12 protein-coding genes and 3 tRNA genes are annotated in these 11,554 nt (G+C 64.6%); 4 read left to right on the top strand and 11 right to left on the bottom strand.

Translation table 11 applies throughout. From position 1 onward, the window contains the following. Nucleotides 1-36: 36 nt before the first annotated feature. The 3 genes from pyrH to rpsB form a co-directional block, all read right to left on the bottom strand. On the bottom strand, nucleotides 37-774 hold the full coding sequence (pyrH, locus tag BACI348_RS07750; RefSeq protein WP_159824688.1) for a UMP kinase: 738 nt from the start codon (nucleotides 772-774) through the stop codon (nucleotides 37-39). A 123-nt stretch (nucleotides 775-897) separates the two neighbouring features. Next, nucleotides 898-1,734, bottom strand: coding sequence for a translation elongation factor Ts (gene tsf, locus BACI348_RS07745; protein WP_159824687.1), 837 nt, complete (start codon nucleotides 1,732-1,734; stop codon nucleotides 898-900). Nucleotides 1,735-1,858: 124 nt separating this feature from the next. After that, nucleotides 1,859-2,719 (bottom strand): 30S ribosomal protein S2, encoded by an 861-nt coding sequence (gene rpsB, locus BACI348_RS07740; protein ID WP_159824686.1) that lies wholly within the window; start codon nucleotides 2,717-2,719, stop codon nucleotides 1,859-1,861. A gap of 440 nt (nucleotides 2,720-3,159) precedes the next feature. Between rpsB and BACI348_RS07735 the strand changes: the two genes are divergently transcribed. Further along, complete coding sequence (locus tag BACI348_RS07735; RefSeq protein WP_159824685.1) at nucleotides 3,160-3,729, top strand: M23 family metallopeptidase; 570 nt, start codon at nucleotides 3,160-3,162, stop codon at nucleotides 3,727-3,729. A 49-nt stretch (nucleotides 3,730-3,778) separates the two neighbouring features. Here BACI348_RS07735 and BACI348_RS07730 read toward each other — a convergent pair whose 3' ends face one another. From BACI348_RS07730 to BACI348_RS07705, 6 genes are all read right to left on the bottom strand, one after another. Further along, nucleotides 3,779-4,966 (bottom strand): acyl-CoA dehydrogenase family protein, encoded by a 1,188-nt coding sequence (locus BACI348_RS07730; protein WP_159824684.1) that lies wholly within the window; start codon nucleotides 4,964-4,966, stop codon nucleotides 3,779-3,781. 248 nt (nucleotides 4,967-5,214) lie between these two features. Next, a tRNA-Ile gene (locus BACI348_RS07725) sits at nucleotides 5,215-5,288 on the bottom strand. A 75-nt stretch (nucleotides 5,289-5,363) separates the two neighbouring features. Further along, on the bottom strand, nucleotides 5,364-6,560 hold the full coding sequence (locus BACI348_RS07720; protein ID WP_159824683.1) for a glycosyltransferase: 1,197 nt from the start codon (nucleotides 6,558-6,560) through the stop codon (nucleotides 5,364-5,366). A gap of 100 nt (nucleotides 6,561-6,660) precedes the next feature. After that, the gene (locus BACI348_RS07715; RefSeq protein WP_159824682.1) at nucleotides 6,661-7,569 is read right to left on the bottom strand and encodes a DMT family transporter; all 909 of its coding nucleotides are present in this window, start codon (nucleotides 7,567-7,569) and stop codon (nucleotides 6,661-6,663) included. Then, nucleotides 7,569-8,189, bottom strand: coding sequence for a CDP-alcohol phosphatidyltransferase family protein (locus BACI348_RS07710; RefSeq protein ID WP_159824681.1), 621 nt, complete (start codon nucleotides 8,187-8,189; stop codon nucleotides 7,569-7,571). The genes BACI348_RS07715 and BACI348_RS07710 overlap by 1 nt, the downstream gene beginning before the upstream one ends. 100 nt (nucleotides 8,190-8,289) lie before the next feature. Continuing rightward, the gene (locus tag BACI348_RS07705; RefSeq protein WP_159824680.1) at nucleotides 8,290-9,138 is read right to left on the bottom strand and encodes a phage holin family protein; all 849 of its coding nucleotides are present in this window, start codon (nucleotides 9,136-9,138) and stop codon (nucleotides 8,290-8,292) included. A gap of 177 nt (nucleotides 9,139-9,315) precedes the next feature. Here BACI348_RS07705 and BACI348_RS07700 point away from each other — a divergent pair, with 177 nt between their 5' ends. The 3 genes from BACI348_RS07700 to BACI348_RS07690 all read left to right on the top strand — a co-directional run bounded on the left by BACI348_RS07700 (nucleotide 9,316) and on the right by BACI348_RS07690 (nucleotide 11,228). Further along, nucleotides 9,316-10,539 carry a multidrug effflux MFS transporter gene (locus BACI348_RS07700; protein ID WP_159824679.1) on the top strand — a complete coding sequence of 408 codons (1,224 nt, stop codon included), beginning with the start codon at nucleotides 9,316-9,318 and terminating at the stop codon, nucleotides 10,537-10,539. Nucleotides 10,540-10,558: 19 nt separating this feature from the next. Beyond that, complete coding sequence (locus BACI348_RS07695) at nucleotides 10,559-10,750, top strand: hypothetical protein (RefSeq protein WP_159824678.1); 192 nt, start codon at nucleotides 10,559-10,561, stop codon at nucleotides 10,748-10,750. A 70-nt stretch (nucleotides 10,751-10,820) separates the two neighbouring features. After that, nucleotides 10,821-11,228, top strand: a complete 408-nt coding sequence (locus BACI348_RS07690) for a hypothetical protein (protein WP_159824677.1) — start codon at nucleotides 10,821-10,823, stop codon at nucleotides 11,226-11,228. A 53-nt stretch (nucleotides 11,229-11,281) separates the two neighbouring features. On the opposite strand, the gene BACI348_RS07685 is transcribed toward BACI348_RS07690, so the two are convergent. Together BACI348_RS07685 and BACI348_RS07680 are read right to left on the bottom strand one after the other, a co-directional pair. Next, nucleotides 11,282-11,354: transfer RNA gene (locus BACI348_RS07685), tRNA-Asn, on the bottom strand. A gap of 124 nt (nucleotides 11,355-11,478) precedes the next feature. Next, a tRNA-Asn gene (locus tag BACI348_RS07680) sits at nucleotides 11,479-11,551 on the bottom strand. Nucleotides 11,552-11,554 lie beyond the last annotated feature (3 nt).

Here is an 11,554-nt window from a genome sequence, read left to right as displayed (position 1 = left end):
GGAGGCGGAACTGTCCTGAAAACATCCTAGCCGTAGCTAGGCGGTGACCAGCGTGCCGAGCTTTTCACCCAGGATGGCGCGGGTGACGTTGCCCTCGCCTTCCATGCCAAAGACCACCATGGAGAGGTTGTTGTCCTTGCACATGGTCATGGCGGTCTGGTCCATCACGCGGATGTCGCGGCGGAGCGCGTCGTCGTAGCTGAGCGTTTCAAGCCGCTCTGCGTTGGGGTCCTTCTTGGGATCGGCCGTGTAGACGGCGTCCACTCCGCTCTTGGCCATCAGGACCACGTCGGCGTGGACTTCGAGCGCGCGCTGGGCTGCAACGGTGTCGGTGGAGAAGTACGGCAATCCGGCGCCTGCACCGAAGATGACCACACGGCCCTTTTCCATGTGCCGGATGGCGCGGCGGGGAATGTACGCCTCAGCCACCTGTCCCATGGTGATGGCGCTCTGGACACGGGTTTCGACGCCGGCCTGCTCCAGGAAGTCCTGCAGCGCCAGGCAGTTCATGACAGTGCCGAGCATGCCCATGTAGTCGGCGCGGGAGCGGTCCATGCCGCTCTGGGACAGTTCGGCGCCGCGGAAGAAGTTGCCTCCGCCCACCACGATGGCCACCTCCACCTGCGGAACTGCCGCGGCGATCTGCTTGGCGACGTCGCGGACGGTCTCCGGGTCAACGCCCAGTTTCCCGCCGCCGAAGACCTCGCCGGAGAGCTTCAGGAGGACCCGGCGTCGACTTTTTTCTGGCTGCATTACAGTGTTGACGGCTTCCATGATGCCTTCCGGTTGGGGGTCTGAAAAAAGGTTATCCTGCTCGGGCCGGTGCTCGGAACCGGCCGGCCCGTTACATACAAAAGGGGCGGCCACCGAAAGTGGCCACCCCTTTTGCGCTACCGGCTAGGAGCCGACGCGGAAACGCGTGAACGCAGTTCCCTTGACACCGGCCTCTTCGAGGATCTGTGCCACGGACTTCTTGGCGTCCTTCGCGAATGCCTGGTCAACCAGGACCTCACCCTTGTAGAAGCCGGTCACGCGGCCTTCCACGATCTTGGTGAGCGCGGCTTCGGGCTTGCCCTCGGCCTTTGCGGTCTCTTCGGCGATGCGGCGCTCGGACTCGACCAGGTCGGACGGAACGTCTTCGCGGGTCAGGTAGTTCGGGGCCATGGCCGCGATGTGGACTGCGACATCGTGGGCGGCGGTGGCAGCGGCTTCGCCTTCACCGTCAACAGCGAACAGCACGCCAACCTGGGCGGGCAGGTCCTTGGAGGTCTTGTGCAGGTAAGCGTCAACCGTTGCACCCTCAACGCGGGAGATGCGGCGGACAACAACCTTTTCGCCCAGGACAGCGCCTTCTTCGACGACAACCTCGGAGAGCGGCTTGCCGTCAACTTCGGTGGCGAGCAGGGTCTCGAGGTCGGCAGCGCCGGACTCAACGGCAACGGCCAGGACCTTGTCGGCCAGCTGGATGAACTTGTCAGCCTTGGCCACGAAGTCGGTCTCGCAGTTGACTTCGATCATCACGCCGACGCCGTTGCTGACCTTGGCGGCCACCAGGCCTTCAGCGGTGGAGCGGCCCTCGCGCTTGGTAGCGCCCTTGAGACCCTTGATGCGGATGATTTCGATGGCCTTCTCGGCGTCACCGTTGGCTTCGTCAAGAGCCTTCTTGACGTCCATCATGCCGGCGCCGGTGCGCTCGCGCAGGGCCTTGATGTCCGCGGCAGTGTAGTTCGCCATGTGAACCCCTCTGTCTAGAAATGTGTTGTGGTGTACGGACTGACAGGACGGCAGCCCACCTGGTGGGCCGCCATCCTGTCAGCAGCTCCGGCGCCGCGGGCGGCACCGGAGAATCCGGATTTTGTTACTTGGCGTCGTCTGCAGCCGGAGCTTCGGCGGCGGGAGCCTCGGCAGCAGCCGGTGCTTCCTCGGCAGCCGGAGCGGCAGCCTCTTCGGCCTTGCTGCCTTCGAGGAGCTCGCGCTCCCACTCGGCCAGCGGCTCTTCCGGAGCTTCGGTGGTGCCGGTGGCGCGGTTGTTGCGGGCGATGAGGCCCTCGGCAACGGCGTCGGCAACAACGCGGGTCAGGAGGTTCACGGAGCGGATGGCGTCGTCGTTGCCCGGGATCGGGAAGTCGACTTCGTCCGGATCGCAGTTGGTGTCCAGGATGGCCACCACCGGGATGTTCAGCTTCTTGGCCTCATCAACGGCGAGGTGTTCCTTCTTGGTGTCCACGATCCAGAGCACGGAGGGTGCCTTGGTCAGGTTGCGGATACCGCCGAGGTTGGACTCGAGCTTGGTGAGTTCACGCTTGAGGAGCAGGAGCTCCTTCTTGGTGTAAGCGGAGCCGGCGACGTCGTCGAAGTCGATCTCTTCGAGTTCCTTCATGCGCTGGATGCGCTTGGCGACGGTCTGGAAGTTGGTCAGCATACCGCCGAGCCAGCGCTGGTTCACGTAGGGCTGGCCCACGCGGGTTGCCTGCTCGGCAATTGCTTCCTGCGCCTGCTTCTTGGTACCGACGAAGAGGACGGTGCCGCCGTGTGCAACGGTGGCCTTCACGAACTCGTAGGCGCGGTCGATGTAGGACAGCGACTGCTGAAGGTCGATGATGTAGATGCCGTTGCGCTCGGTGAAGATGAAGCGCTTCATCTTCGGGTTCCAACGGCGGGTCTGGTGTCCAAAGTGGACGCCGCTGTCAAGCAGCTGGCGCATAGTTACGACGGGCATGCCGACGCTCCTTCCGGCAGGTCATTCATGAGAAACCCCTGGGGCTTCTTACCCTGCCAATAGTTGACGGTTGATTAGCGTGGCCCGGGCGGGCCGTGCTCCTGGCGCCCATCGTGCTTCTCATCAGGACTGGTCCTGACCGCAAGAAGCCCGATCCTCCATGGAGGGCTGGACGCGCGTAGTCAGCCGCTGCTCCCCCACACTCCTGAATGAGTTGTGCCGACGCAGGCCGGACAGGGGCGTATACCGTTGGAAAAACCTATGGGATAACCGCTGGACGGAAAGCGTTGAGGGCGCAGCAAACTGCTCCATCAAGTGTACTACAGGCCCCCGCACGCGGAGGACAGGGATGGGGGCTGGACGACGGCGGCGCTGCGGCTTTTCCACATACGGGAACCTCCGCCTGCCGGCAGCTTTTCAACCCGAGCAGGCTGGAACCCATGAAACCACCGGCACTGCTTGCAGCCCTCCTCCTCCTTCCGGCCTCCGTAGCGCCGGCCGGGGAAGTTCCGGCGCTCAACCGCGTGCAGTCGGGCATTGCGTCCCCCGGCACGACGCCTTCCGCTGCAGTTCCTGCCGCGCTGGTGGCGGCGCCCTCGTGGCAGTGGCCGCTCACCCCGCGCCCGGAAGTGCTGCGCGATTTTGATCCGCCGCCCAAGCCCTGGCTCAGCGGCCACCGCGGTGTGGACCTGGGTGCAGCGTCCGACGGCGTACAGGTCACCTCGCCGGCGTCGGGCACCGTCAGTTTTGTGGGCGTGGTGGTGGACCGGCCGGTCATCACCATCGACCACGGCAACGGCCTGCGCAGCAGCTTCGAACCGGTGGACAGCACCTTGGCCGCCGGAACCGTAGTGGCCGCAGGGCAGCCCCTCGGGATACTCCTTCCGGGCCATTGCACCGCCGCCTGCGTCCACTGGGGTGTCCGGCGGGGTGAGGAGTACATCAATCCACTGCAGTTTGTAACGGACCTGCGACCGTCCATCCTGCTGCCCCTGGCGGCGCCGCCGTAGCACCCGGCTCCGCGACGCGTCAGCGTCCCGGGAGCCGGCCGGGACGGGCCTACACGATGGCCGAGATGCCGGTGATTGCCCGGCCGGTCACGAGGGTGTTGATCTCGTGGGTACCTTCGTAGGAGTAGATGGCTTCGGCATCGGCAAAGATCTTGGCCATTTCGAAATCGGTGACGATGCCGTTGCCGCCCAGGAGATTCCGGCCGAGGGCCACGCTCTCCCGCATCCTGGCCGTGGTAAAGGCCTTGGCGAGGGCAGACTGCTCGTCCTTCGCCTCACCGGCATCCTCGAGCTGCGAGAGCCGGACCATCATGCCCATGGAACTGACGGCGTTGCCCAGGATCTGTACCAGCTGATTCTGGACCAGCTGGAAGGAGGCCAGCGGCCTGCCGAACTGGTGGCGCTCCACGGCATACCGGCGCGCCACGTCGAATGCGGCCAGCTGCTGGCCCACGGCCTGCCAGGCGACGCCGAGCCGGGTGACTTTCAGGACCTTGTTGACATCGCGGAAGCTGTTCGCGTGTGCCAGCTTGCAGAAGTCCGGGACCACCACGTTGTCGAGGGTGATGTCGGCGTTCTGGACTGTCCGGAGGGCGATCTTGTTTTCGATCCTGGCCGCACTGAACCCCTCCAGCCCGGTATCCACCAGGAAGCCCTTGACCTGGTTGTCCTCGATGTCCCGGGCGTAGATGACAACCCAGTCGGAGAAGGTGGCGTTTCCAATCCAGCGCTTGGCGCCGTTGAGGATCCAGGAGCCGCCGTCACGCCGGGCAGTGGTCCGCGTTCCGCCGGCCACGTCCGATCCGCCCAGCGGCTCGGTCAGGCCGAAGGCCCCGATCTTCTTCAGCGAGTAGATATCCGGGAGCCAGGCGTCCTTTTGCTCCTGCGAGGCGAGCGTTTCGATGGAGCCGGTGAAGAGTCCATCATGTACGCCCATGAAGGTGGAGATGGACGCGTCGGCGCGGGTGACCTCGGCGTGCATCAGGCCGGCGAAGAGGTTGGAGTGGCCCTGCCTGCGGACCGGGCTGACCAGGTCAATGTCCGCAAGCTTCGGGATCAGTTCCATCGGGAATTCCCCGCGGTTCCAACAGTCCACGGCAATGGGCCGCACTTCGCGCGCCAGGAAGTCCCTCACCTCCGCCAGCCGATCCTGTTCCTTGGCGGTGAGCATCTGCTCGAAGGCATAGAAGTCGCCGTCGGCGCAGGGCAGGTTGAGGTCGGCAGCGGAAGTGGACATGGTTACCTCGCAAGTGATCAGCGGTGACCGGGGCTCGCGGTATGAGCACGGCATGTTACTGGTGAGTAACATACCGCAGATCCGGAGCTAAGGAAAGAGGACCGGGCGCCAGCCCCGACGCCCCATCACCTCCTGCAATCCTGGCGCTGCGCTCCTTCAGCCCGCTGATGGCGCGTCCCTGTCCCGTGAACAGAAAAACCGCGGCCGGCAATGTGCACGGCCGCGGCTTGACGCGTTCCTTTTTGACGTAGGGCTACTCGGACTTGAACCGAGGACCTTAGGATTATGAGTCCCGCGCTCTAACCAGCTGAGCTATAGCCCCCAACACCCGCCTGGCCCAACCTCAAAAGGGAGATGCCTGCGGGGCAGAATTACTCTAGCAAACCCGGGAAAGCGTTCAGACCACTTTGTCTTCGAAGCGTGCGCCCCGGTAGAGGTCCTCGAAAGTCTGCAGCGTGCCTTCGATGCTGTGCGGCTCCACCATCTGCCGGCTGACCTGCCCCATGGCGGCGCGCTGGTCGGCGGGCAGCTCCAGGATGCGGGTGATCTTTTTGGCGAGGTCATCGCTGTCACCCGGGGTGAACAGGTATCCGTTTTCGCCGTCGCGCACCAGGTGCGGCAAGGCCATGGCGTCGGCGAGCACCACCGGGGTGGAAGCTGACATCGCCTCGAGGGTGACCAGGGACTGGAGCTCCGCGGTACCGGGCATGCAGAAGAGCTCTGCGCGGATGTAGGCCTTCCGCAGCTCCTCGTCGCTGGCCAGGCCCAGGAATTTCACCCGGTCCCCCACTCCGAGCCGCTGGACGAGGCTTTCGAGGTGGGACCGAACCTCGCCGCCGCCCACGATTTCCAGGTGCACCTTCAGCTCCGCGGGCGTCTTGCTGACGGCCTCGATCAGGACGTCCACATGCTTTTCCTCCGCCAGGCGACCGACGAACAGCACGGTGGGGTGCGGATGCGGCTCGATCTGCTCGCCGGGCTGCAGTTCGTAGGCGGCGGAGTCGATGCCGTTCGAGAGCGGAAGGACCTTGCGCAGGAAGGCGTGCTGGTGCATGGCCTTGGCCGCCAGCGGGGTGGGGGTGGTGACCACGTCCGCCTGTCCCATGACCTTGCCCATGTCCTTCCAGGAAATGCGCCCGATGATGTTCTTGAACCACTGCGGAAACGGCAGGAACGGGTTGAGGTTTTCAGGCATGAAGTGGTTGGTGGCAACGATGCGGATGCCGCGGCGGACAGCTTCGTAGAGGACGTGCTCGCCAATCATGTAGTGGCTCTGGATGTGCACTACATCGGGCTTGACCCGGTCAAAGAGGAGGCTGATTTCCTTCTTGATTTCCCAGGGGAAGCAAATGCGGAAGTACTCATGCGTAGGGACCCCGTGCGAGCGGAGGCGGTGGACGGTTGCCTCGTCCCGGAACTCGGTGAAGCTCTTCCCGTTGTCGGCACGGCAGGCCAGCACGTGCACGTTGTGGCCGCGGCCGCTCATGCCCTTGGCCAGGCGGTAGCCGAACTGGGCTGCGCCATTGATATGCGGCGGGTAGGTGTCAGCTGCTATCAGGATGGTCAGGGGTTGCTGGTCTGCGGGCGTGGTCACGTGGAGGGCTCCTGATGGTCACGGTGCGGACAGCGGGTACTGACTGCACAGCCGGCCGCGGCTGGCGCCGGGGACTCGTGTATTTGCTGGCTGGAAGGGACTAAGGGGACGGTTTGCCCGCGGCCCGTCGCGCGTCCTTCTTGCGCTTGGTGACCTCGGGGTGATGCCGCGAAAGGGCGATTACCCCCACGATAGCAAGGGAAGCGGCGGTTCCCATGGCAATGGCCATCACGGCGTGCACATCGGGGCGGAGTTCGCCCAGGATGACGATCCCGATGGCGATGCCCACGATGGGATCAATCACCGTCAGTCCGGCGATCACCAGGTCCGGCGGGCCGGTGGAGTAGGCGCTTTGGACAAACCAGGAACCCAGGCCGCCGGCAGCGATGATGGCCACTACCGAGTACCACTGGACGTTCAGCAGGAACAGTCCGTTGGGGTCCAGGAGGTGCTTTCCGATGATGCGGGTCAGCACGGCCACGAAGCCAAAGAGGACGCCGGCGCCCAGGATGTAGACAAATGCGTTCATCCGGTGCTTGAACATCACCGCAAGGGTGCCGAAGAGTCCGACGGCGAGGGCCAGCAGCAGCACGATGGTGAGCTCATCGTCGAGGCTCACATGGTGGTTCTCCTGGGTGACGTTGACCGCCAGAAGCACAAAAAGGGCCGAGCCCGTGACACAGGCCGCGATGGCCACAACTGTTGCCCGGTTGATGGTGAGGTCCTGGTCCCGGGCGTTGACGATGGTGGTGATCACCAGCGCGATGGCTCCGATGGGCTGGACAACGGTAAGGGGCGCCGACACGAGGGCCACCGCGTTCATGGCCATGCCGGCGCCCAGCAGCAGGAGGCCGAAAACCCACCGCGGATTCCGCAGCAGGCGGAGGAGCCCGTTCGAACTCAAAGCCAGGCCGCCGGTGTCGGCCTTCACGGCACTTCCCTGGCGCTGCGCACCTAACGCCAGGCAGAACGCACCCAGCACCGCAAGGACCACGGCGAGCCAGACCATCAGGTGGTCCCGCCGTCGTGATTCAGCCCTCTGCCTTTGCGCAGGATGGCCCAGAAGTAGTTGTACGCGGCGATCCAGTGGCCGATCAGGCCAAGGCCCAGCACAATCCACGCGGCGACGAAAAGCTGGTCCGAAAATGCCGTGTCCAATCGGGACAGGACCAGCAGCGGGGTACCCAGGAGCAGCAGGCCGGTGCGGACCTTGCCGATCACGCTGACCGGAAGGTCCGGATGGCCACGGAAGAAGGACAGTGTCAGGGCCAGCAGGATGGCGTCCGGGATGACCAGCGCGGCCAGATACAGCCAATGCACGACGCCGGCGATCACCAGGGTGACGGCAACGGCAATCAGCGCGAGGCGGTCGGCAATGGGATCCAGGACCCGGCCAAGTTTCGAGGCCTGATCGAAGCGGCGGGCAACGTAACCGTCAATCCAGTCGGTACCGGCCATGACCGCGAGGACCACCACGGCCGCGCCGTACTGCTTTTGTCCGAGGACAAGCCAGATGAACAGCGGTACGCCCATGAACCGCACCACGGTGAGCAGGTTGGGAATGGTGAAGACGCGGTCGTGGTCCATCTGCGGGCGGCCGGGACGGGAGCCGGCACCAATGAACTTCATCCCGTCCCCTTTCCTTCCTGCCCTCCGGGGCGAACAAACGATTAGTGTGCCTCTGCATTCCCGCCGATGCGTGCCGGCGGGAGCCCTGTATTGGAAGGTGCTAGTAGGTACGAAGGAGCTTGCGGACCAGGATTACGAACACCGTTGCGGCCGCAGCGAGGGCAGCCAGCGGCTTCCACCGGTTGCCCAGGCCGGATTCCGGGAGTCCGGCCAGCCGATGAGCCGCTGCGTCTTTGCTTCGGCGGGCAAGAACCTGGCCCTCGCGGAGCTTGCCCTGCCCGGCAGCCAGCAGGATCCGGGACTGTGCCTTGACGTCGAGCTCCGCGCCGAGATCGTCGCGGACCTCCATGAGGTGGTGGCGGCGCTGGCTGAGGCGGCGGACCAGTTCCGGCTCGGACGCCTGCGGGAATTCCTTGTTGTGCTCCGCAGCTTTGGCTTCCTTTTCGGCCTTGGCCTTGGCGGCCGCCTCCGCCTTGGCGGCCTTGGCAGCCTTCGCTTCGGGGCTCTCCGGGTCAAGGATGGCGGGGTTGAAGGCGGAGCCCTCCTTGGCGACACCGATGTCGTGCTTGATGCCGCGGATGGTCTCCTCCGGCAGCAGGGGCATGGCCTTTTTGAACCGGGCGACGCCGATCAGGCCGCCAATGAGCGCAATGATCAGGAACGCTGCCGAGACGATCAGGGCGGCCAGCCAGGCGGGCATGATGGTGGCCAGGCCCATGATGGCGGCAACGATCAGTCCCACCACGAGGAAGAGGACGAAGATCAGCGCAACAACAAGGAACGCAGCGGCAACTCCGACCTGCACACCCTTGCGCTTAAGCTCGATCTTCGCGAAGGCGATCTCGTCGTTCAGCTGGCGGGGTGCCAACCGGAAAAGGAGTTTAAGCGTCCCGGGCAGCGCAGAGATGCGCAATCCCTGGCTGGTCCGCCCGCTGTGACGTCCGCTCATCGGTCCCGCCTTACTGTTCATGGTGGATTCGGCTTCCATGTGCTGCGGGAGAGTGCAGCTGCACCGTCCCCGCCCCCAAAACTATCATTCAGGTTCAGGGCGAACTTCGGGGCTTGCCGGACAGCATGGCCTACAACGCTGCAAAAATCACTTGCCCCGGGCCTAGGATTGATCTCCGTGAGCATTTCCAGCAATCCGGGCGACCTGTTGAGCCGCCGCCGCAAACTCCTGTACATCCTCCTTCTCGGCGCCCTCACTGCCCTGGGTCCGTTCACGATCGACCTCTATCTCCCTGCGTTTCCCGCGCTCGAGGCGAGCCTTGGGGTTACCGAAGCGCAGGTCCAGCTGACCTTGGCAGGGACCACGGTGGGCTTTGCCTTCGGCCAACTGGTGGTGGGCCCGTTCAGCGACAAGGTGGGCCGCCGGATGCCACTGATCCTGGCCACGGCACTGCACATCGCAGCGTCGCTGGGCGCGGCCCTGTCCACTGACATCACCACCCTGGGCATCTTCCGGGTCCTGATGGGCGTGGGGGCAGCCGGCGGAGGCGTAGTGGCCATGGCCATGGTGCGGGACCTGTTCTCCGGATACGCCATGGTCAAGATGTTTTCGCGGATGTCACTGGTCAACGGGCTGGCACCCATCCTTGCCCCGGTGATCGGCTCACAGCTGCTCCTGGTGATGGCATGGCCGGGGATCTTCGTATTCCTTGCCTCCTACGGAACCCTGGTGATCGTCGCCGCCCTGTTCCTGGTGCGGGAGACGCTGCCGGCGGAGAAACGCGGCCAGAGCGGACTGACCGTGCGCCAGCGTTACCTGGTCCTGTTCAGGGACCGGATTTTTGTGGGCCTCCTGCTGGTGGCCGGCCTGAACTTCGGTGGGCTCTTCACCTATCTTTCGGCCTCACCCTTCCTGTTCCAGGACGTGTTCGGCTTCTCCGCCCAGGAGTACGGGCTGCTCTTCGGGGTCAATTCCCTGGGCATCGTGGCCGGCGTCCAGACGAGCTCACGGCTCATCCGCCGCGTGCCGCCGCAGTGGATCCTGACCGCCGCCACTGCCTGGATGTTCCTGATGGCCATGCTGATCGTTTTGTTCGACCAGTTGGGACTGGGCCTCTGGGGCGTTATGGTCCCCTTGTGGTTCTACATCATGGGTACGGGCTTTATGTTCCCCTGCGTCCAGGTGCTGGCCCTCGCCGGCCATGCAGCACAGGCCGGCACGGCTGCCTCGCTGCTGGGTGCCGCGACCTTCCTGACCGCCGGCCTCATTTCCCCGGTGGTGGGGTGGCTGGGCATCACCAGCGCCACCCCGATGGGCGCGGTCCAGGCTGCCTGCATCCTGCTGGCCATCGCGGCCCTGTGGCTCGTGGTCCGGCCCCGCACTGTGCCATCCATCCATTGACAGCCGGAACGCTGACGACGTGAAGCAACCTGCCCGGCGCCGGCCGCACCGGAACCCACGGGGGCTCTTCCTCGGGGCGGTGCTTGGCGCCGTCGTCGGCTATTTTGCCGGGCGGGCCCTGGGCAATCCGGCCATGGGCATTGTGCTGGGCATGCTGGCCGGCGCCGCACTGCTGTACCGGGTCAATCCGGGGCCGTGGAACCGTACCTAAGCTTTCGGAACGCCGCGTCCGTGGCCGCGCCGCCTGCCCCGTGCGCCCCTCCCGCGATAAAATGGTGTTTGTGCCCAGCTGGCAGGATCAACCGCAGCTCCCGGCCACGTGGCAACGGTGCGATACCCGGATACTGCCGCTGTGGTGGGAGCGGTTGTGTGCCCAGAGCGGTGAGCAGTCGGCCGCGCTCTACGCAGCAGGGCTGTTCACCGAGGACCGCCGCCGGCCTATCGCCCAGTGGTACAACCCCGCTTTCAAGGCAGCGCTCCTGGTAGCCCCTGAGACGTCACCGGAATGGCCGGTACAGCGGTTCGGCATCTTCTACGCCCCGCCGGAAGCAGGATTCGTCCGCGTCCATTCCGCACCCCACGAATGGAGCCCGCGCCAGCCGCGGAAGTCACCCACGGAAAAAGAGGCGTTCCTGGCCGCCATCGCCGAGGCCGAGCGCTTCCTGCAGGTGGAAATGGATTTCGTCTGAAAAGAAAAATCCCCGCTCCTCCCAGGGGGAAGGAACGGGGATTTTTTGTTGCGCTCCTCCTGCTGGACTTGAACCAGCAACCCTTCGATTAACAGTCGAATGCTCTGCCAATTGAGCTAAGGAGGAATGAAGCAGGTATGACATTAGCAAAGGATCCGCACCAATGTGAAATCGGCGGATTTACGGGCCGGATGACCGGTAAGGGGCATAAAAAATCCCCGCTCCGGAGGACCGGAACGGGGATTGTGCGCTCCTCCTGCTGGACTTGAACCAGCAACCCTTCGATTAACAGTCGAATGCTCTGCCAATTGAGCTAAGGAGGAATG

Source organism: Arthrobacter sp. 9AX, assembly GCF_902506095.1.
GTDB lineage: Bacteria > Actinomycetota > Actinomycetes > Actinomycetales > Micrococcaceae > Arthrobacter.
The sequence above is the reverse complement of the archived record's forward strand: the minus strand, read 5'-3'. Positions and strand labels throughout refer to the sequence as shown.